The organism is Flavobacterium sp. N502536, assembly GCF_025947345.1.
In the GTDB taxonomy this organism is placed as follows: domain Bacteria; phylum Bacteroidota; class Bacteroidia; order Flavobacteriales; family Flavobacteriaceae; genus Flavobacterium.
The window spans coordinates 4,050,474-4,072,082 of record NZ_CP110011.1 but is presented as its reverse complement, the minus strand read 5'-3'; the positions used below and the strand labels follow the sequence as shown (position 1 = coordinate 4,072,082).

The 21,609-nt window shown below is 36.1% G+C and carries 20 protein-coding genes; 13 read left to right on the top strand and 7 right to left on the bottom strand.

Annotated features, from left to right (window positions below):
- Positions 1-3 precede the first annotated feature (3 nt).
- The 9 genes from OLM61_RS17145 (at position 4) to OLM61_RS17105 (ending at position 12,122) form a co-directional block, all read left to right on the top strand.
- Positions 4-534, top strand: coding sequence for a mechanosensitive ion channel family protein (locus OLM61_RS17145; protein WP_264523826.1), 531 nt, complete (start codon positions 4-6; stop codon positions 532-534).
- 110 nt (positions 535-644) lie between these two features.
- Positions 645-1,745, top strand: a complete 1,101-nt coding sequence (locus OLM61_RS17140; RefSeq protein ID WP_264523825.1) for an AI-2E family transporter — start codon at positions 645-647, stop codon at positions 1,743-1,745.
- 85 nt (positions 1,746-1,830) lie between these two features.
- Complete coding sequence (locus tag OLM61_RS17135; protein WP_264523824.1) at positions 1,831-3,657, top strand: hypothetical protein; 1,827 nt, start codon at positions 1,831-1,833, stop codon at positions 3,655-3,657.
- A 202-nt stretch (positions 3,658-3,859) separates the two neighbouring features.
- Entirely contained in the window at positions 3,860-4,384 is a 525-nt protein-coding gene (locus OLM61_RS17130) for a hypothetical protein (protein ID WP_264523823.1), read from the top strand.
- Positions 4,385-4,602: 218 nt separating this feature from the next.
- Positions 4,603-6,240: a hypothetical protein gene (locus OLM61_RS17125; RefSeq protein ID WP_264523822.1), complete on the top strand. Its 1,638-nt coding sequence runs from the start codon at positions 4,603-4,605 to the stop codon at positions 6,238-6,240.
- A gap of 206 nt (positions 6,241-6,446) precedes the next feature.
- On the top strand, positions 6,447-8,975 hold the full coding sequence (locus tag OLM61_RS17120; protein WP_264523821.1) for a PIG-L family deacetylase: 2,529 nt from the start codon (positions 6,447-6,449) through the stop codon (positions 8,973-8,975).
- 124 nt (positions 8,976-9,099) lie between these two features.
- Positions 9,100-10,836 carry a sodium:solute symporter gene (locus tag OLM61_RS17115; protein WP_264523820.1) on the top strand — a complete coding sequence of 579 codons (1,737 nt, stop codon included), beginning with the start codon at positions 9,100-9,102 and terminating at the stop codon, positions 10,834-10,836.
- A gap of 21 nt (positions 10,837-10,857) precedes the next feature.
- On the top strand, positions 10,858-11,235 hold the full coding sequence (locus OLM61_RS17110; protein ID WP_264523819.1) for a VOC family protein: 378 nt from the start codon (positions 10,858-10,860) through the stop codon (positions 11,233-11,235).
- A gap of 257 nt (positions 11,236-11,492) precedes the next feature.
- Complete coding sequence (locus OLM61_RS17105) at positions 11,493-12,122, top strand: MCP four helix bundle domain-containing protein (protein ID WP_264523818.1); 630 nt, start codon at positions 11,493-11,495, stop codon at positions 12,120-12,122.
- A 611-nt stretch (positions 12,123-12,733) separates the two neighbouring features.
- Here the strand turns inward: OLM61_RS17105 and OLM61_RS17100 are convergent.
- From OLM61_RS17100 to OLM61_RS17070, 7 genes are all read right to left on the bottom strand, one after another.
- On the bottom strand, positions 12,734-13,147 hold the full coding sequence (locus OLM61_RS17100; protein ID WP_264523817.1) for a nuclear transport factor 2 family protein: 414 nt from the start codon (positions 13,145-13,147) through the stop codon (positions 12,734-12,736).
- 2 nt (positions 13,148-13,149) lie between these two features.
- Positions 13,150-13,674: a TetR/AcrR family transcriptional regulator gene (locus OLM61_RS17095; RefSeq protein ID WP_264523816.1), complete on the bottom strand. Its 525-nt coding sequence runs from the start codon at positions 13,672-13,674 to the stop codon at positions 13,150-13,152.
- A 203-nt stretch (positions 13,675-13,877) separates the two neighbouring features.
- A complete protein-coding gene (locus OLM61_RS17090; RefSeq protein ID WP_264523815.1) occupies positions 13,878-14,720 on the bottom strand; it encodes a DUF2911 domain-containing protein in 843 nt (280 codons plus the stop codon).
- Between the two features lie 70 nt (positions 14,721-14,790).
- On the bottom strand, positions 14,791-15,453 hold the full coding sequence (locus tag OLM61_RS17085) for an HAD family hydrolase (protein WP_264523814.1): 663 nt from the start codon (positions 15,451-15,453) through the stop codon (positions 14,791-14,793).
- A gap of 152 nt (positions 15,454-15,605) precedes the next feature.
- Entirely contained in the window at positions 15,606-16,322 is a 717-nt protein-coding gene (locus tag OLM61_RS17080; RefSeq protein WP_264523813.1) for a tRNA threonylcarbamoyladenosine dehydratase, read from the bottom strand.
- Between the two features lie 66 nt (positions 16,323-16,388).
- Positions 16,389-17,036: a TatD family hydrolase gene (locus tag OLM61_RS17075; RefSeq protein WP_264523812.1), complete on the bottom strand. Its 648-nt coding sequence runs from the start codon at positions 17,034-17,036 to the stop codon at positions 16,389-16,391.
- Positions 17,036-17,635, bottom strand: a complete 600-nt coding sequence (locus OLM61_RS17070; protein WP_264523811.1) for a DUF1684 domain-containing protein — start codon at positions 17,633-17,635, stop codon at positions 17,036-17,038. Before OLM61_RS17070 ends, OLM61_RS17075 begins: the two co-directional genes overlap by 1 nt.
- Before the next feature lie 97 nt (positions 17,636-17,732).
- Between OLM61_RS17070 and OLM61_RS17065 the strand changes: the two genes are divergently transcribed.
- From OLM61_RS17065 to OLM61_RS17050, 4 genes are all read left to right on the top strand, one after another.
- The gene (locus OLM61_RS17065; RefSeq protein WP_264523810.1) at positions 17,733-18,950 is read left to right on the top strand and encodes an MDR family MFS transporter; all 1,218 of its coding nucleotides are present in this window, start codon (positions 17,733-17,735) and stop codon (positions 18,948-18,950) included.
- A gap of 305 nt (positions 18,951-19,255) precedes the next feature.
- Positions 19,256-19,624, top strand: coding sequence for a BlaI/MecI/CopY family transcriptional regulator (locus tag OLM61_RS17060; protein WP_264523809.1), 369 nt, complete (start codon positions 19,256-19,258; stop codon positions 19,622-19,624).
- 6 nt (positions 19,625-19,630) lie between these two features.
- Positions 19,631-21,226 carry a M56 family metallopeptidase gene (locus OLM61_RS17055; RefSeq protein ID WP_264523808.1) on the top strand — a complete coding sequence of 532 codons (1,596 nt, stop codon included), beginning with the start codon at positions 19,631-19,633 and terminating at the stop codon, positions 21,224-21,226.
- Between the two features lie 11 nt (positions 21,227-21,237).
- Entirely contained in the window at positions 21,238-21,606 is a 369-nt protein-coding gene (locus OLM61_RS17050; RefSeq protein ID WP_264523807.1) for a BlaI/MecI/CopY family transcriptional regulator, read from the top strand.
- Positions 21,607-21,609: the final 3 nt, after the last annotated feature.

The window sequence follows — 21,609 nt, the reverse complement described above, 5'->3', positions numbered from 1 at the left end:
TTTATGTTTTCTTTTAAAGAATATAGCGAGGAAATCTTAACCACCGTAATTCTACTTTTTATTCTTGTAGTCTTGCGCATTATCGTTGCGAAACTAATTCGCCGTTATGCCAGCACAAGTCAGTTATTAGAACATCGGACCAATTTGGTCATCAAGTACATTCATTTACTTATGAACATACTGGTTCTGATTAGCTTAATTGTAATTTGGGGTGTTGAAACCAAAGATATTTTCATAACCGTTTCTTCTATTGCTACAGTTATTGGAGTGGCTATGTTTGCGCAATGGTCCATTCTGAGCAATATAACTTCAGGAATGATTTTGTTTTTCTCCTTTCCTTTCCGAATTGGAGATACCATCAAAATTCACGATAAAGACTTTCCGATCGAAGCCGAAATTGAGGATATAAGCGCCTTTCATGTTAATCTGAAAACAAAAGACGGTGAAAAAATTATTTTTCCAAATAACTTATTGCTGCAAAAAGGGATCTCTATCATGCCGGTACAATACGAAGAAAAAGAGTTCTTTGATTAAATAAGAATGGGAATTTTATAACGTATTGCTAAAAAGGTAAAACGTATTATTGGTAATAAAATATAATATTTGTTGTACTAAATTTTAGTTTTTATTTAATTCCCGCAACAATGAATCGCTCCGTAAAATTGCCTTTTTATGCTAAACTTGCTTTCATTCTGGTAAGTTTTATAAGCTTTGCCTTTATTTTTTGTATTGGAAAAGATATTATTACTCCTGTCTTACTGGCATTTTTATTTGCGGTCTTACTGGTCCCGATTTTTACTTTTTTGCATTCCCGATTAAAATTTCCCAGACACCTTGCTGCCGCGGCTTGTATTCTGCTTTTTGCTTTGTGCATTGTTGGCATCTTAGTTTTTATTTCTTATCAGATTAGTGATATCGCCAACGATTTTGATGCGATAAAGAAAAATGCAAACGCTTTTATTACCGACATTCATAAATTTATAAAAGATCATTTTCACGTCAGCATCGGCGAACAAAAAAAATACCTCGATAATGTAGCCAAAGACTCGGTTCAAAATGGAAAAAGCTCCATAGGCTCTGCTATTATCTCTATAACCGATCTGCTGTTAGATTGCACCATCATCCCTATTTATACTTTTTTGTTTCTACTGTATAAAGATCATTTTATTCTTTTCCTCGCTAAATTAGTCCCTAATGAAGATCATGCGATTTTAAAAGACATTCTTTCACAAATAAAAGTTTCGATTAATAATTATATAGTCAGTCTGATTTTTGAAATGATAGTCGTTTCTATACTGACAAGTTTAGGGCTGTGGATCATTGGGGTTAAATACTTTATTTTATTGGGATTGATTACCGGAATTTTAAACATGATACCTTACATTGGTATCTTAATCGCTGGTATCATCACAGTAGTTGCATCGTTAACAGGAACACCCGAAAACTCTATTATTCTTGGAATTCTGATTGTAAACATTATCGTGCAGTTGATTGACAACAATATACTTGTACCCTTGATTATCAATTCGAAAGTTGAAATTAATGCCTTCGTTTCGATTATGGGAATTATTATTGGAGGTGCCGCTGCCGGAATTTCGGGAATGTTTTTGGCCATTCCGCTTTTAGCCATTCTAAAAATTATATTCGAAAGAATTGAATCCTTAGCGCCCTGGGGGTACCTGATGGGCAATCATATGCCTAAAAAATTCAGCTGGAGAATCCGAAAACTAAAGGTCGAAAATTAAATAGTACTGTAAATTCAGAATAGAATCGCAATAATTTCTTATATTCAACTCCAAATCGACCTTTAAGCCAGTCAAAAATTATATAATGTCCGTAATCAGAAAAATAGCAGTCTTTATTTTATTATGCTTTTGTTTACAAGGCACTTATGCTCAGGTCGCTCCACCTCAAAAAAAGCCCAAAGAAAAAAAGGACAGCACCGAAGTCTATCAGAAAATCAAAAACTATTCGAAGAAGAACAAATTTACACAAACCCTGCACAAATTATTCTTCAGAGGAAACAGGCCTCAAAAAAAAGAAATTCTGGTGCAAAATGACACTACTGATTTTAGCGGAAAAATAATTCGTAACATCAACATTATTACACTGGATCCTTTTGGACACTCGCTTACAGACACCACTCAGGTACCTAAAAACTGGGGCGAACGAACAGGAAACCGACTGCATTTAAAAACCAAGAAAATTGCAATCTACAACCTGCTCCTTTTTAAAAAAAACACCCCCTACGACACTTACAAGGTACAGGAATCTGAACGTTTGATACGATCTCAAAGATATGTGACAGCTGTACGAATCACGAATAAAGTGGCGGGAATGGCTTCCGATTCAGTTGATGTAACGATTAGGGTTCTGGACTCCTGGAGTACGATTCCTAAATTTGCGATCTCGAGCAATCAGGTTTCTTTTGGTATTAAAGAAAAAGACTTTTTTGGATGGGGACAGCAGCTGGAATACAAACATACCAGCAGATTTAATGATGGCCGGACTGCAAATGAAGCAACCTATACCATTCCTAACATCAAAAACACTTATATAGGAACCACCTTGTTCTATAAGATCGATATTGACAATAATTACAGCAAAAGCATCAACGTTGAACGCCTCTTTTATTCCCCTTTGACCAAATGGGCAGGCGGTGTTTCTACAGGCCAAAACTACAGAAAAGACAGTCTGCAAGCACCCGATAAGTCTTATGCCTTTCAGCCCTTTAAGAATAACTTTCAGGATTTCTGGGCAGGACATGCCAGTAAAGTATTTGAAGATGAAAATGGCATAACCAATTTGGTGGCAACCGCACGTTTCCTGAACGTCAACTACACCGATGCTCCCGCTGATCTCTATGATCCTACCCATTTTTATTCAGATGAAAAGCTGTTTTTAAGCGGAATAGGTCTAAACCGACGTAAATTTATAAAAGACAACTATATTTTCAGAAATGGTCAGACTGAAGACGTTCCCATTGGAAGAATTTATGGGATTACATTAGGTTATCAGTACAAAAATGCCCAATGGAGACCTTATGCCGGAGGTCAGTTTTCGTTTGGTAATTACTATCGTTGGGGGTTTTTAAGTATGAATTTTGAGGTGGGTACGTTTTTTCATGATTCAAAAACGTATCAAACAGCCTTTTCATTTGAATCTACTTATTTTACAAAACTATTCAGTATTGGAAACTGGAAACTGCGTCAATTTGTGAACCCAATTGTGGTTATTGGTGCCAATCGGGAAAATATCATCGGGGATCAACTTAATATTAATAATCAAAATGGTTTAGCCGGGTTCAATACCGCTTTATACGGTACAAATAAAATGGTTTTGTCGCTTCAAACACAAACCTATTCTCCTTATGCGCTTTGGGGATTTCGTCTAAATCCGTTCTTTAATTACTCGGTTGCGGTACTCGGAAATCCAAATGATGCTATAGGAAGAAATAAAGGCTACCAAAAAGTGACTTTAGGTTTGCTGATCAGCAATGATTATCTGGTATTCAGTTCCTTTCAGCTTTCGCTCTCCTACTACCCCACCATTCCTTATCAGGGAGATAGTGTTTTTAAAACGAATACTTTTGAGACCAGTGATTTTGGTTTGCAAAACTTTGAGCTAGCCAAACCAAGGATTGTGGAATATAAATAATGGAAATACATTTTATTTCACTTTTTTTTTCAAAAAACAAAAAATACAAAACTACTTCACTACCAAAAGATTAGCAAACTTTCTTGTTTTGCAAAATCGTTAAAATGCATAATTTATCCGATGAAATGCATAGTGCTTTAATTTTTGGCACAGTATATGAATATCCCTAAACAGGATCAACCATAACTTTAAAATTAGAAAAATGAAAACAATAAAATTAGCAATCGCAGGATTATTTCTCCTGGTTGCAAATGCCACGCAAGCGCAGGTATCTATAAATGTGAACATCGGAAGCCCTCCGGCTTGGGGACCTGCGGGATATGCAGAAATGGAGTACTATTATTTACCCGATATCGAAGCTTATTATGATGTAAGAGCTTCCCAGTTTATCTATTTTGGAGGAGGAAGATGGGTTAGAACAAATTACTTGCCAAGACAATATAGAAACTATGATTTGTACGGAGGTTACAAAGTAGTTTTAAACGATTACCACGGCAGAACACCTTATACTTACTTTGATCGTCATAGGGTAAAGTATTACAAAGGATATCATGGTGCACCGCAAAGATGTTACAAACCAAGACCAGCTTATGGATACAATGACGATCGTTATGAGCGCAGAAACCATAAACACTATGATAAAAAGCGTAACAAACACGACAGAGACGATGATGACGATGACGATCATGATGATCACGATGGTCACTACGGCCGCAGAAGAGGCTAATATTTGCTAAATCATTAATTTTCAACACAAAAGAGTATCAAAATCATGATACTCTTTTTTTATGCATGCATACTAAATAAGGAAAAAGTTAATTTATTGAATATAATTTAAAAATAATCACTAAAACGATTGAAAAAGTTAAAGTATTCCTAACCGTTTTTAAAAATGTATTAAAAAATCGTAATTTTGCACGAAATTTAAACTAAAAAACAGAGTTTATGAAGAAGAGAGTTTATTTATTTTCATTATTAGCGTTGTCCCTTTTGACATTTTGTACCAATCACGAAGACTCCGCTACGAATGATCAGGCTAAAAATAACAACATCGAAATCAATAGCGATGTTGCCGCTTTAAGCAAGAGACTTGATTATACCAATTCGGGAGTAATCTCCATCACTGGTTCATCTGCATCAACAGCTAAATTTTCAAAAAGCAATCCATCTTCTGCGACTGATTTACCATTAGTACAAATTGCCGAGATCAATCCACCAAAAGATAACAACGGAAGAACGTTACAGGCCAATCATGTTGCGGTAAACGGAAACTATGCATATGTTGCTTACACCATGAGTGGTGAAGCCTATTCGGGAGCTATTGATGTTATCGATGTCTCTGATCCGTACAAACCAAAACTGATTACGTCTGCATTGATCGCAAACACTGATATTACATCATTAAGCTATTCCAATGGCAGTTTAATTATTGGCGCTGCGGCAGATGTTGATAAAAATCCGACACTAACAAGTCCAGCGGTTGTAATTAACATGACGTTAAATTCAGGTATGCTGACTGATAAATATACCATAACTAATCTTGAAGGTCAAGTAACTACTGACATTGCTTCAAATTCAGGCTCTTATTTTGCCGTAACCGGAGATCAGGGAAATTTATTTAAAATCAATACGACTTCCAAAGTTGTTTCAGGCAAAGTTGCAATAGAAGATTTACGTTCTGTAGCGATCAGCGGAGATAAAGTTGTGACTTTGAGTGGTACAAAAGGAGTAAATATTTACAATGAATCTACCCTTAATCTGCTAAAAAGCTTTACAACCACAACAGATGTAAAAGCTTCAAAAAGAACAATGGATTTTGATGGTACCAAATTATTAGTATCAGAAGGATATAACGGTTTAGGTGTTTACGACCTTAATAGCGGTTCTAAACTGCAAACCATCTCACTTGCAACTGCCGGTGAAGAAAATGTAACCAATGCCGTATCTGTAAATGACGGATATGCCTTTGTAGCCAATGGTGCTGCAGGTTTAAATGTATACAAAACAGGTTCACAACTAAGTTTACTGGGAACCGTTGATATCTTAGGTTCGTCTAACTATGTAAAATCCAGCGGTGATTTTATTTATGTGGCGAGCGGAAAAGGTGGTTTGAAAATCATCAAGATGGAAAAACCAAATACAACTTTCGCCGGATGTACCGGATACGGAACTTACAATCAGGGACAAAACCTGATTTTAAATTCAAATGAAGTGAAATCTTATTCGGGTGCTACAGCCATTAACACTGCTATTGTTAATTCGGGAGCAGTATTAACACATTGTGGTTCGCTTACCATTCAAAATAGTCTGACTTTAAATAGCGGAGGAACTTTTAATATGAGCGGAACGCTGTCTCAGGGGAAATACCAACAGTCTAACCCAACAGAATTTATCATTAACAGTAACGCCGTATTACAAATTGAAGGTACTGTAGTGATTTGGGGAGATTTAAGATTAAATAGTGGTGCGAAAATCCATTTCACAGGAAACAACTCTTCTATTACGATTTATGGAAAAGTAACGAAGAACAGTAATGTCACCATTACAGGAAACTATAAAGACACAGAAAACAAGTTGAAATAAGTGCTGTAATCCTAAGAAATACCACATGATCTAAGGTGTTAGATCAATTTTCTTTAAAGCTGTCAGATTAAATCTGGCAGCTTTTTTTTGGAGTTAATTTTCTTAAAAAAGGAAATCAATAACCAAACATTAACATTTCATTTAAATACTGTACAATAATTTAATTAGTATTTTTGAACTTCTATCAAAAAACACCTAACCACACTATGCGAAAAATTCAGATACAAGTTCTTCTTCTTTTTTTATTAGGTACTACGCTATCTTTTGCACAACAACCACAAAAACCAAGTTCTGTCGAAATTTACAATCAAATTAAAAAATTAAACTTTTTGGGGTCCGTATTGTACATTGCAGCACATCCGGATGACGAAAACACCCGTTTAATTTCCTATATGGCCAACGAAGTAAACGCCCGAACAGGGTATCTGTCTTTGACACGTGGCGATGGAGGGCAAAATTTAATTGGACCGCAATTGCGTGAATTATTAGGAGTGATAAGAACTCAGGAGTTAATTGAAGCCCGAAAAATTGATGGTGGTGAGCAGTTTTTCTCCCGTGCAAATGATTTTGGGTACTCTAAAACCCCTGATGAAACTTTAGAAATCTGGAATAAAGACAAAGTACTAGCGGATATGGTGTGGACGATCCGAAAATTTCAACCCGATGTGATCATCAACCGATTTGATCATCGCTCACCGGGTACCACACACGGGCATCACACCTCCTCGGCGATGTTAAGTGTGGAGAGTTTTAAGCTCACAAACGATCCGAAAATATATCCGGAACAATTAAAATATGTAAAACCGTGGCAGGTTAAACGCCAGTTTTTTAATACATCCTGGTGGTTTTACGGAAGCCAGGAGCGATTTAACGCAGCCAATAAATCAAACTTTGTTCAATTGGAAACCGGCGTTTATTATCCGGGAATTGGAAAATCAAATCAGGAAATAGCTGCTTTAAGCCGCAGCCGTCACCAATCACAAGGTTTCGGAAGTACCGGAGCCCGTGGGGACGAAACAGAATTCTTAGAGCTTATTAACGGAGATCGTCCTACAGAAGCTAATTTATTTGAGGGAATTGATACTTCGTGGAATCGCGTTAAAAATGGTAAACCTGTTGGAGATCTGATTTCTTCCATTATCGCTAAATACGATTTCAGCAATCCATCGGCCAGTATTCCGGATCTGGTTAAAGCTTATGCCATGATTGAGGCCTTGGAAGACGATCATTGGAAAACCGTAAAATCGGCTGCCCTTAAAAACATTATCGCTTCCTGCACCGGATTGTATCTCGAAGCTGCCGCCATCGAACAGGAGGCAACACCCGGAAACACCATAAAAGTAACTCTGGAAGCCATTAACCGATCTTCGATTGAAATGCAGCTGAGCAGCGTGACTTCGCTGCCGGATCAAAAAAACACCGCGCAAAACCTACTGCTGAAAAACAATAAGGATCAAAAAATAAGTTTGGCCCTTCAGCTTCCCACTACACTGGAATATACGCAGCCTTATTGGCTAAAAGAAAAAGCAACTGAGGGAATGTATACCGTTTCCAATCAGGAAAACATTGGGATTCCCGATATTATCAGACAGGTAAAAGTTGTTTTTAATGTTAAAATAAATGGAGTAGAAATTCCGTTTGAACGCACTGTCATTTACAAATATAACGACGGCGTAAAAGGTGAAATGTATAATTTTCTGGACATCGTTCCCGAAGTTACGACTTCAATTCTCGAAAAAGTTTTAATTTTTGGAAGCACACAAAGCAAACTGGTTCCGGTGAAAGTACGTGCCGGAAAAGACGGCATCAAAGGAAATTTACAATTGGAATTACCAAAAAGCTGGAGCGTTTCTCCAAAAGAAATTCCTTTCACCCTGGAGAAAAAAGGAAACGAGCAGATCTTTTATTTTGAAGTTACACCTCCTGTAAATCCGGAAGAAGCGGTTGCGAAAAGCATCGCTATTGTCGACAACAAACGTTTTGATAAAGACCAGACTATTATTGATTACAGTCATATTACCAAACAGATGGTCTTAAAACCTGCGGAGTCAAAATGTATTCGAATTGAGTTAAAAACAAATGGTGACTCCATCGCCTACATCATGGGTGCCGGCGACGAAGTGCCGGAAAGTTTAGCACAAATGGGGTACAAAGTTACAGTCATTAAACCGGAAGAAATCACACCTGAAAAACTGGATTCCTTCAACGTGGTGATGACCGGCGTACGTGCTTACAATACCGTAAATGCTCTGGCACACAAACAAAACATCCTTTTTAATTTTGTAAAAAGCGGTAAAAACATGATCGTACAGTACAATACGTATGGCCAGACCGTTACCGATCAGATTGCACCTTATCCGTTAAAAATATCCAACGATCGTGTTACAGAAGAAAATGCTAAAATTACTTTTCTGGCGCCCAATCATCCCATTTTAAATACGCCAAACAAAATCAGTACTAAAGATTTTGAAGGCTGGAAACAAGAACAAGGTTTGTATTATCCGGATCAGTATGATCCTGCCTTCACTCCTATTCTCTCTTCGCACGATAAAGGCGAATCGGCTAAAAATGGTGCTTTATTGGTAGCTCCCTACGGAAAAGGATACTATATTTACACCGGTCTAAGCTTCTTTAGAGAATTGCCCGAAGGTGTTGCCGGTGCTTATCGACTGCTATCGAATATGATTTCATTAAAACAGCCCATAGAAGCTCCTAAACAAGAATTAAAAAAATAAAACATTCCCAATTATGGAAGCTAAAAAAATAAAAAAATGGAAAAAAAGCTACACCTACGTTTTGGTGGCCAATGCCATTTACATTCTGATTTTTTTCTTAATCATGAAATTATACTCATAACCTATGCAACTATTTGATTGGATCGTACTGATTGTTACTCTTTTATTTATTGTTGGGTACGGCTCTTGGAAAACCAAAGGAAGTAAAAACGTCGAGGATTTTATTCTCGGAAACAATGAAACTCCATGGTATACTGTTGGTCTTTCGGTTATGGCTACTCAGGCCAGTGCCATTACTTTTTTGTCAACTCCCGGACAGGCTTATCATGACGGAATGGGTTTTATACAATTCTATTTCGGATTGCCGATTGCCATGATTGTGATTTGTGTGACTTTTATCCCCTTGTACCATAAAAACAAAGTATATACAGCTTACGAATTTCTGGAAAAACGCTTCGATTTAAAAACCCGTTCTTTAGCTGCGATCTTATTTTTGGTACAGCGAGGTTTAGGAACCGGATTAACCATTTACGCTCCGGCGATTATCCTTTCGGCTCTTTTGGGATGGAATTTAACGGTAATGAACATCGTGATTGGTTTGCTGGTTATTATCTATACCTTCTCAGGAGGAACAAAAGCAGTAAATGTAACGCAGAAACAACAAATGTTTGTGATCATGTCGGGAATGTTTATTACTTTTTTCTTAATTCTGCACTACCTGCCAAACGATATGACTTTTACAAGTGCCCTGCATATTGCCGGTGCCAATGACAAAATGAATATTGTAGATTTCTCCTTTAATCCCGAGGAAAAATATACTTTTTGGAGTGGAATTACCGGTGGTTTTTTCCTTGCGCTTGCCTATTTCGGAACCGATCAGTCACAAGTGGGACGTTACTTATCCGGAAAATCAGTTCGCGAAAGTCAAATGGGACTTATCATGAACGGACTTTTAAAAGTACCTATGCAATTCTTCATCCTGTTAACAGGAGTGATGGTTTTTGTCTTTTTTCAATTCAATCCTGTTCCTTTAAATTTCAATCCCAATAATAAAATTGTGATTGAAAAGTCAGCTTATAAAGAGGAATATCACGCTCTGGAGAAAAAACTAAGTAATCTTTCGGAAGATAAAAAAGTGATTAATCTGTTGTACATCGACCAGTTGAATCAGGATTTCGACAATCCGATTTTGCGAAAAGAACTGGTAACTTTATCGAATAAAGAAAAAGACCTGCGTGACCGTGCCAAAGAGATCATTTCAAAAGCAGACAGCAATAGCGAAACCAACGACAAAGATTATGTCTTTTTCCACTTTATATTGCATTATTTGCCAAAAGGGCTTATTGGTTTGTTACTGGCTGTAATTCTTTCGGCCGCTATGTCTTCAACAGCTTCCGGATTGAATGCCTTAGCCTCTACAACAGCTATCGATATTTACAAACGAAATCTGAAGACCGAAAAGTCTGAAAAACATTATCTGAATGCGACTAAGTTTTTCACCTTATTCTGGGGAATCGTAGCAATACTCTTTGCCTGTGTAGGAACCTTGTTCGAAAACTTAATTCAGTTGGTTAATATTATCGGATCTATTTTCTACGGAACGGTTTTGGGAATCTTCCTCGTTGGTTTTTACCTGCGCCGTGTAAAGGCTAAAGCCATGTTTTTCAGTGCTATTATCAGTCAGATTACCATATTTATCATCTATTATTTTATGATTGCTATTTACCCAAGCGGTCAGGAAAAACTGGGGTATTTGTGGCTGAATTTTATCGGAGCCATTTTAACCATTGTCCTCGCACTCTTCATGCAGTTTGCCTTTTTTAGAAACGAGCCCGATGCTGAGGAGGTAGTTTTGGAATAGTTTAATTTAAAACCCAAAAAAATGAAACTGAATTTAGATACCATTGTCCTATTTGTTCAGGATGTAAACCGATTAAAATCTTTTTACACTACCATTTTTGGTTTTGAAATACTGGAAGAATACGAAGCCGAATGGGTGCTTTTGAATGCAGGTAACGCTAAAATCGGACTTCATAAAATTGGCGCTCCTTATTTGGCTCAAATTAAATCCGGTTATAAATTTGACAATAATACCAAAATCGTTTTTGAAATTGATGAAGACATTCATGCGCTGAGACAAGTATTTTTGGATCAAGATGTAATAATGCGCGAAGTCAATACTTTTGATACTTACGATTACTGGCTCTGCGATGGAGAAGATCCTGAAGGAAATGTGTTTCAGTTGAAGCAAAAGAAATAAGTATTAAAAAAATTATGTTTGGATAAAGATTAGTTTATCCAAACATAATTTTTTTTGGATCGGGATGACTTAGCCCTGATGGAGCGGCATCCTTTTGTGCCGGGGTTCGGCACAAAAGATACAGCGGACAGCAGGAATAGCTACAAAAAAACAAGCCATCAAATTTAAATATACGGTCTTACATTTGAGTTTTTAAAAGACTGGGAATTCTTTACAAATTCTCTATCTTTGAAAAAGTTACCCCTTAAATAAGCACTATGAAAGACCTTAAAAAATACAGCAATAAAACCAAAGCTGCCTTTATTTTATTGATTGTAATGCTTCTGATTCTACTGGGGAATTTCAATACACTTCAAAATTCAAAAAATGTAAATGCAAATATTAACGCCATTTACAAGGACCGTTTGGTTGTGGCACATTACATTTTTCAATATTCTAAAGAGCTGCATTTTATAAAAGCAGAAGCCGAAAAACTGGATTTGAGCGATACGATCAAAAAAGACGAGATTATTCAGACTCTAAATGTCATTCACACGATTGATGATTTGTATGCCAAAACGGTTTTAACCAATACCGAAAAACAATATTTTGATGCTTTTTTAAGTTCCTGCAAAGAAATAAACAATCAGGTTGCGAACAAAAACTGGAACAAAATTGCCGTTTCGAGTGATCAGGCACTAAAAACTCTCGAAGCCCTGTCGCAAATTCAGATTCAGGAAGGAAAGGCAAAACTTGCAGGTGCAAACGCCATGTACAGTAAAAATAATAGCCTTGGGCAGCTTCAGATCGCCTTACTGATTATTCTGGGCGGAATTACTTTTTACTTGCTGATTGTCAAAAAAATCAAAAAAAGCATCAAAATCCCGGAGCCGCCAAGTTTAAATTAATTGAAGCGGTGTTGTACCAAAAATGTTGTGGATATCCTACGCGGATTTTGCGGATTCGTTTCACGAAAACGCGGATTTTCGCAGATCTCTTTTTTTTAGAATTTTAACCGACATTCTCCTTTTATAAATTATGACACTCCTCCGGAGTTTTTTTGTTGTGGAGGATAATTGCGCTATAGATATTCCGCTCCTTCGGAGCTCATTCCATTTTTTATGGAGAGCCACCAGTAAAAAAATCCGTGTCAATCCGCGTTTTCGTGAAACGAACCTGCGTAATCTGCGTGTAAAGCCAAAGTATATACCTCTGTAGCAATAGCAATAGCAATAGCAATGGCAATGGCAACATTAAAACTAAAACCCTACAGGAGTAAACCTTTTTTAAAAATCCGCGTAAATCCGCGTTTTCGTGAAACGAATCCGCGCAATCAGCGTTTAAAGACAAAGTATATAACTCTGTATCAATGGCAATGGCAACATTAAAACTAAACCCCCAAAGGAGTAAACCTTTTAAAAATCTGCGCAAATCAGCGTTTTCGTGAAACGAATCCGTGTAATCCGCGTGCAAAGTAAAGCCAAAGTATATATGTCAATACTAAAACTAACGCTATCTATTATTTCAATTTCCTGTCCTCTTCCTTAATTGGCAAATCATTTATACTAGCAAATCGCTTCTGCATCAGTCCATTGACATCAAATTCCCAGTTTTCATTTCCATATGCTCTGAACCAATTTCCATCCGGATTCTGATATTCGTATTCAAATCGCACTGCAATTCTGTTTTCGGTATGTGCCCAATACTCTTTTTTAAGTTTGTAATGCCTTTCTTTTTCCCATTTTTGGGTTAAAAACTGAACGATTGCTTCTCTGCCGTTTACAAACTGATCTCTGTTGCGCCATTCGCTGTCAACCGTATAGGCTTTTGAAACACGCTCAGGATCCTGGCTGTTCCAGGCATCTTCGGCCAATTGGATTTTTTCTAAAGCCGTTTCGTAAGTGAAAGGCGGCAATGGTAACTTCTGTTCCATAACTAAAAAATTAAAGTTTGAATTATTTTTTTGGATTGTTCTATAAGCTGATTGGATTTAAAAAGCTGACTTTCGATAATGCAACTTTCAAAAAGTAAATAAACATGAGCTGCGACAAGCTCATTGTCAATGCCTCTTTTGAAATACTTTTGCAAATCTGATTTATGATTTTGAATTACAGCAAGCATTTTTACATTGTCTGCTGGTATTTCCGAAAGCAGGTTCAGAAAACTGCACCCTCTGAAATTTTCCTTCTGATTCATAAAGATCAAAAAGTCAAAAGAAGCCAAAATCTTTAGCTTGGTATCTTTTTTATCTAAAGTAAAACTTTCCAGTTGATCAAACCAATACTCATGCCGTTGGTTTAAAAAGGCAACACCCAAATCTTCTTTTGATTTAAAATGCTGATAAAAGCTTGCCTTTGCTACTTTCGCTTCTTCAATGATTTGATTTATCCCGGTCGAATTATATCCCTGGGTATGAAACAAAACAGAAGCTTTATCTAAAATTCGTTCTTTGGGTTGCATGTATATAGTTTGTTTGAAAGTACAAATGTATGCATTTTTTACAAAAACAGACCAGTCTGTCTATTTTTTTTTAAAAAATTATCTTTTAATGCCATTCCACTCATGCAAATTCTATTTATCAGGGGACGTACTTTCAAAAAAAATTCCAAATTCCAATTAAACATTGGAATTTGGAATTTTAAATTTTGGAATTTAATAAATTATTATCTGCTCCACTCAGCGATACTGTCTTTATTCAATTTTACGTAATCTTGATTTTTAGCAACTTCAGCAGCAGCCAGAGAAGCTTTTGCTGTTTCTATAGCTCCTTTTTTATCTCCTTGTTTCGCCTGAATTTGCGATTTTAATCTTAGGATATAGTAAGGTTTATCAGCGCTTAAATCTAATGATTTATCTACATAAGTTCTGGCTGTTTCGATATTTCCGTTAGCCTGAAACAAATAAGTAGCAGCTGAGAAATAATCGTTTGAACTTGGTCCGCCTAAAACTTTATCAATGCTTGCCGTTGCGATTTTTGCAGTTGGCACTTCGAATTTTAATGCAACATGAGAATTTTCCCAAGACATTTCTAAATAACCGTAATTTGGATCTAAACCATTAATTCCGATAGTAAAAGTCTCTACAGGAGTTGGCAATGCATCTTCTTTTACCGTAGTTCTCAAAGCTACGTAAGAGTCGCTCCAATTTTCAGGTAATCCCCAGTTATCAGTAGAAAGGTAAAAAATAACTTCCCAGCTTTCGATTTTAGGAATGGTATAAATTGCATATTTCCCTTTTTTCAAAGTTTTTCCGTCAATCACTACATCATCACTAAAGTTAATGATCGTGTTTTCGTTAGCTCCGGTTCTCCATAATTTTCCAAACGGAACTAAATTTCCAAATACGGCTCTGCCTCTGGCACCTGGTCTTGAATACGTAACTTCAACATCAGTCAGACCAACTGTTTGTTTGATGTATCCTTTCGGACTCGCCTGTGGCGTTTTTATTTGTGCTTCTGAAGCAAAAGGAGCCAAAACGATGGCCAATGCAATAAGTAGTTTTTTCATTTTCTTAGTTTATTTTGTTCCCTCAAATTTACAAATTCAATTAGCGAACAAATGTTAAATTTAACTTAATTCAACCGTTTAATTGCGATATTTTTTGCGCATTTAATTCGTGAAAGTGGTTGATAATCAAATCGGCATCTGATAAATCCTGAAGTTTTGAATGATGACTGTTATAACCCACACAAAAAACACCTGCTCCTTTGGCCGCTTTTACTCCGTTTGTACTGTCTTCGATGATGATACAGTTTTCTTTTGGAGCTTTGGATAGAGAAGCTGCGTGCACAAAAATAGCCGGATTTGGCTTGGATTGCGGAAAATCTTCACCACTTACGATGTCGGTAAAATACTGATGCAAATTAAACCTCGTAAACACACGTTCGATTGTTACTTTCGAAGCCGATGAAGCCAAAATGAGCTGTATTCCGTTTGCATACAAATCTTTTATTAAATCCTCAACACCTTCTAACAGATACAAATCTTCTTTGGTATCAAAAGCATCATTAAAAATGCTTCTTTTTCGCTGAATTAAATCTTCTACTTCGTGCTCAATCGTAGGAAAAAGTCCTTTTAAGGTCTGAAACGTATTTCGTGTCGAAAATCCGGTAAACGAAGTATACATTTCTTCTGTTACGTTTATATTTAGTTCAGAGAATTGTTTGTAATAGGCATAACGATGTACGGGTTCAGTGTCTACAATTACACCATCCATATCGAAAATTACTGTTTTTATCATTTCTTTTTAGTTACTAAGGTTCTGAGAGGCTAAGGTTCTAAGTTTTTTTTAAAGGTACTGAGGTACTGAGGGGCTAAGGTTCTGAGTTTTTTTTCTGAGACTTATCGATTAAAGACTTAGTACCTCAGAACCTTAGCAGCTTAGCACCTTCCCTACTCCTTCTTAAGCAAATGACGGATCACCGCTTCTGCAACATGTAAACCAAACAAGCCCGGCATGTAACTGTTGGTTCCGTAGAATGACTTTTTGAAGTTTTTTCCGTCTGTTAATTTCAGACTTTTTTCGTCCTGAATTTCAGAAGAGAAAACGACTTTGAGTTTGTTTATTTTTTCTGCTTTTAAACGCTTTCTGATAGTTTTTGAAAAGTAACAGTTTATTGTTTTGGAAATATCGGTCACTTTTACTTTAGAGGCCAGCATTTTTCCACCTGCGCCCATACTGCTGATGATTTTTACTCTTTTGCGTTTGGCAGCAATGATCAGGTTTAATTTTGGGGTGATACTGTCGATGCAATCCAAAACATAATCAAAATCAGGAGAGACAATTTCAAAAGCTCTTTCCGGAGATAAAAATTCCTGTACTCGGGTTAATTTCAATTCCGGGTTGATATCCATCAAACGGTCTCCAACAATGGTAATTTTTGGCTGACCAACCGTTGAGTGCAAAGCCGGTAATTGCCTGTTAATATTGGTAATATCTACAACATCACCATCTACAATTGTCATATTTCCTACTCCTGCCCTTGCCAAAAATTCAGCTGCAAATGATCCAACTCCTCCTAAACCTACCACCAAAACATTTGAGTTTTGTAAGTTTTGTAATCCTTCTTTAGTAAATAAAAGCTCGGCTCTTTCTGTCCACTCTGCCATATATAATGTTTTCTTTTGTTTTTAATTGTTTCTTTTGTTTCAAGTTTCAGGTTTCAGGTTTCAGGTTTATTTCTGAAAAACATTGTTGAAATTTTCCAAAATATGATCCTGTAATTCTTTAAGCGTTATATTTTTGTATGTTGATGCCAATTCATAAACCTGCTCTATACTTTCGTCAATGGTATCGGTTTCTAAAAAAAAGCGATCATTGGGAACCGTCTGAAAAACTGTTTTTAAATCCGGATTTCGCAACAGATATTTTCCAAACGAAATGTAAAACCCCTCCTTGATTAACTGCGCCGCGATCTGACCATTTTTAGAAAAACCATGAACAATCATCGGAACGGAAATCTTCATTTTCTTTTTAAGGAGAATCACTTCCTGAAAAGCGGCAACACAATGTATCACTACGGGTTTTTGATACTTTTCGGCCAAAGCCAGCTGTTTCTCAAAAACGATAATTTGCTGTTCTAACGGAATTTCGATTCGCTTGTCTAAACCACATTCACCAATAGCCAGACAATTTTTTGATTGCAATTTTTCTTCTATAATTTTCAGCTCAGCATCTATTTGATCCTCTTTTATGTACCAGGGATGAATTCCAACAGAATAAAACGGTATCGAAGCATCAAACTCCTGCGGATATTGATTCACCAGCTCAAGTACATTGGATTGGTTTTTAAACTGATGGGTATGAAAATTAAAGAATTCCATTAATGAAATGCTTTTACTCCTGCTTTAATGGCTACATTCAGATCGTTTTCTAAAGGAACTAACGGACACGAATATTTGTGATTGTAAGCACAATACGGATTATACGCCTGATTAAAATCGACTGCAATTGTATTTCCTTTCGGGATTTTCAAATCAATATATCTTCCTCCAATATAACTTTCTTTGCCTGAGGTTAAATCTGAGAAAGGCAGGAATAAATGGTCTTTGTACTCTTTTGTTTTCGAAAGTTCGATATTTCTGTAAACATTCAATTTAAGCGCAACCCCGTCGATCGTAAAATACAACGTTCCGTATTTGATGTATTTCGGCGTTCTTGTTCCTGTCGTTTTCATTTCGAAAACTTTTTCGTTTTCTGCTTTTTCAAATTTTGCTGTCACAAAATACTTTGCGTTTATAGGATAAAAATCTAAACTTTTAAACGTTTTCAAATCTTCTTCCATTAACGGACTTGTCTTAGCATCAGCATATTCTGAATTTATGGTCTTCTGAAATTTTTCGCTTTCTTTTTGATCAAATTTATTTTGTCCCAAGCAAAAATTAACCATTAACAACACTAAAAAAACAACACTATTTTTCATCTTAGAAATTTTGAGCAAAAATAGTTTAAAAGTAACAAAGCAGCAACCGCTCATCCGTACAAAGTTTGCTAACTTTGTTGCAAATAACTTATTTATAATGCTCAAGACCGCTTTTAGCCGCTACATCAATAATTTTAAAGGTTTTTCCAGAGAAATTTGGATTCTTGCTATTATTACTTTTATCAATCGTGCCGGAACCATGGTACTTCCATTTTTGTCCAAGTACTTAAAAGAAGATTTACATTTTACGTACAATCAGGTAGGCTGGATTATGGTGGCTTTTGGTTTCGGATCAATGTTAGGCTCCTGGCTGGGTGGAAAATTAACAGACAAAATAGGTTTTTACAGAATCATGATTTTTAGTTTGTTTACGAGTGGAGTTTTCCTTTTCCTTGTTCAATATGTTACACATTTCTGGACGCTTTGCATCGCAATATTTTCTTTAATGACCATTGCCGATATGTTTCGCCCGGCGATGTATGTTTCGCTTGGCGCCTATTCTAAACCCGAAAACCGAACGCGCGCCCTTAGTTTGGTACGTTTAGCCGTTAATTTAGGATTTGCGGCCGGACCTGCATTAGGAGGTTTGATTATTATGGGTATGGGGTATTCGGGCTTATTTTGGGTAGACGGTGCATCATGTGTCATCGCCATTTCGATATTTGCCTTACTGGTTAAAGAGAAGAAAAAAGTAATACACGAAGATAAAATCGAAAGTACCGAAGTTAAAAAATCGGTTTTTCAGGATAAAATCTTTTGGGTTTTCTTGTTTGTGTGTTTCGCGACGGCTATCATATTCTTCCAGCTTTTTACCACTTTACCGCTGTATCACAATGAAAAATTTGGTTTAAGTGCGTTTCAAACAGGACTATTAATGACACTAAACGGATTGCTTATTTTTACTTTGGAAATGCCAACTGTTGCTTTTATGGAGCGGAAAGGCTTTCCTAAAATAAAAATTATCACACTTGGATCTTCCATTATAGCCCTGAGTTTCTTTTTATTATTGATTAATGTTTGGGCATGGATTCTGGCAATAAGCATGATTCTTTTTTCGATTGGAGAAATTCTCAACTTCCCTTTCTCTAATGCTTTTGCACTAAGCCGGGCACCACGCGGACAGGAAGGCCGTTATATGGCACTTTATACCATGAGCTTTAGTCTTGCACATATTGTGAGTGCAAAAGTAGGCTTCGAAATCATCTCCCGCTTCGGATACCAAATCAACTGGCTTTTCATGGCTTCTATTGGAGTTTTTGCAACTCTATGCTGCTTTTGGATAAAAAAAGCATTGGTCAGAGAGAAGGTTTCTTAAAATCTTTCTTTCCTTATATCGTTTATCATTTAGCAAACCCGACAGGTTTTAAAAACCTGTCGGGTTTATTATTTTATAGAAATTTCTTAAATTTTTTATCGATCCGTACCTCTTCAACAATTTCTCCTTTTATTACAAACTCCCAAAACAACCTATAAACAACTATAATTCAATAAATTATAATTAAATTTACCATCCTTTTTCAAGTCGAAAAATCATCTTGAACGTGTTTTTTAGTTAAATAACTACTTTTATAGTTGCGTAACTAGAAAAATAGTTGTAGGTTTGATTTAAAATTAGAAAACATGCAAAAGTTAACGAACAAGGAAGAGGAAATCATGCATATTTTATGGAAGCTTAAAAAGGCTTTCGTAAAAGAAGTTCAGGCAGAAATAACCGAAGATCAACCCCATTACAATACATTATCGACGATAGTACGTAATCTGGAAGAAAAAGGTTTTGTCGCGCACAATGCTTTTGGAAACACACATCAGTATTATCCAACTATTACTTTAGAAGCGTACAGCAAAAAGTATATGAATACGGCAATCGACAACTATTTTAATAGTTCGTATAAAAATATGGTTTCCTTTTTTGCCAAAGAAGAAAAAATTTCAGCGGCAGAATTACGTGAAATCTTAGACATGATCGAAAATCCAAAAGAAGAAAAATAATTGTTTATGGAAGCACTTATCTTATTTATTGCAAAATCAGCTGGTTTATTAACCTTGTTTTACTGTGCTTATTATTTTTTATTGCGCAAAGAAACTTTTTTTAACAGCAACAGATGGTTCTTGCTGGCTGGTTTGGTTACCTCGGTAGTTTTGCCTTTTCTGGTATATTCTAAAACGGTTTGGGTAGACGCTTCTCCAATATCCAATCTCAATTACGTTACCGGTTCCCAACCACAGCTTATTGAAGATGAAGCTTCCGCAATCAATTGGAATTTAGTAGTACTTGGGGTCTATGCCATTGGATTCCTGGGATTACTTTTAAAATTTGCCGTTGATTTTTATAGCCTGAACACTGTTCTAAAAAACAAAAAGGTTACGCAACAGGCCGATTTTAAATTCATCGATACCCACGAAAGCATAGCGCCTTTCTCTTATTTTGAATACATCGTTTACAACTCATCAATGTATACGCCCTCAGAATTAGAAAGTATTATCGAGCACGAAAAGGTGCACAGTGAACAAAATCACACTATAGATGTTTTACTATCCAGAGTATTTTGCGTTCTCTTTTGGTTCAACCCTATTGTGTGGCTGTATAAAAAAGCAATTCTTCAAAATCTGGAATTCATCGCCGATAGTGAAGCTGCACGAAAAATCTCTGATAAGAAAGCGTATCAATACACACTTTTAAAAATAACAACACATGAAAATTGTGTTGCCATTACCAATCATTTTTATCAATCATTAATCAAAAAACGAATCATTATGTTAAACAAAAATCAATCAAAGAAAAGGAATTCCTGGAAATTTGGAGCAATAGTTCCGGCATTGGCTGCATTTGTATTATTATTTCAAATAGAAGTAATTGCCAAAGAAAAACAACAAACTGCAAAGGTAATTTCTAGAAAAACAGAATCAGTAGACGTTTACAAAATCAAAAAAAATACTACAGATGCTGAATTAAAGGAAATCAGAGAAAAATTGAAATCAATTCATAACATTGAATTTAAAGCTTCCGAAATAAAAAGAAATGCCGATAACGAATTAATATCAATTAAAATTGATGTCAAAAATGGCACACAGCAAGCACAATCTGTTCAGACTTCAGGGAACCAAACCATTAAAGATTTTGGGCTAATTGTTACAACGGATACGAATGGCAGCAAAAAAGTTGGCATTCAGACTGCTGACGAAAATAATGATTCTGAAAGTCACAAAGAATCCAAAAAAGTAAAAAGTAAAAAAGTAATCCTTAAACAAACTAAAGATGTTAACACTAATTCTGGTACTGACACAAAAATTACTGGCAATACTCATACAAATACTAGCACTACTACTGTAGTTACAGATGATAATGGCACAACCAGTGTGTCTACGACAAATAATGATGGCAAAATTATTATTTCAACTTCAGGTAAAGCTAATACAAAAGAGCCTAAACTTATCATCGTTGATGGAGTCGAAATGCCTGCTGATTATAACCTTAACGACCTTAAACCGAAATACATTAAAAAAATGAGCGTTTACAAAGGAAGTGAAGCAACTGCCAAATATGGCGAAAAAGGATCTAATGGTGTAATCGATATCGAAACGCATAACTAAGAAAGCTTAAAATGCAAAAACTAACCAATAAAGAAGAGGAAATCATGCAAATTTTATGGAAGCTCAAAAAAGCTTTTGTAAAAGAAATACAGGCAGAGATTACAGAAGATCAGCCACATTACAACACTTTATCTACAATTGTTCGTAATCTGGAGGAAAAAGGTTATGTTAATCATAGTGCTTTTGGGAACACACATCAATACTACCCTATGGTAAGTATCGAAGAATATCGAAAAGGATTTATGAATACCGCTATTGACAATTATTTTAATAGCTCTTATAAAAGTATGGTTTCCTTTTTTGCCAAGGAAGAAAAAATTTCGGCAGCTGAACTGCGTGAAATCTTAACCATGATCGAAACTCCTAAAGAAGTAATATAATTT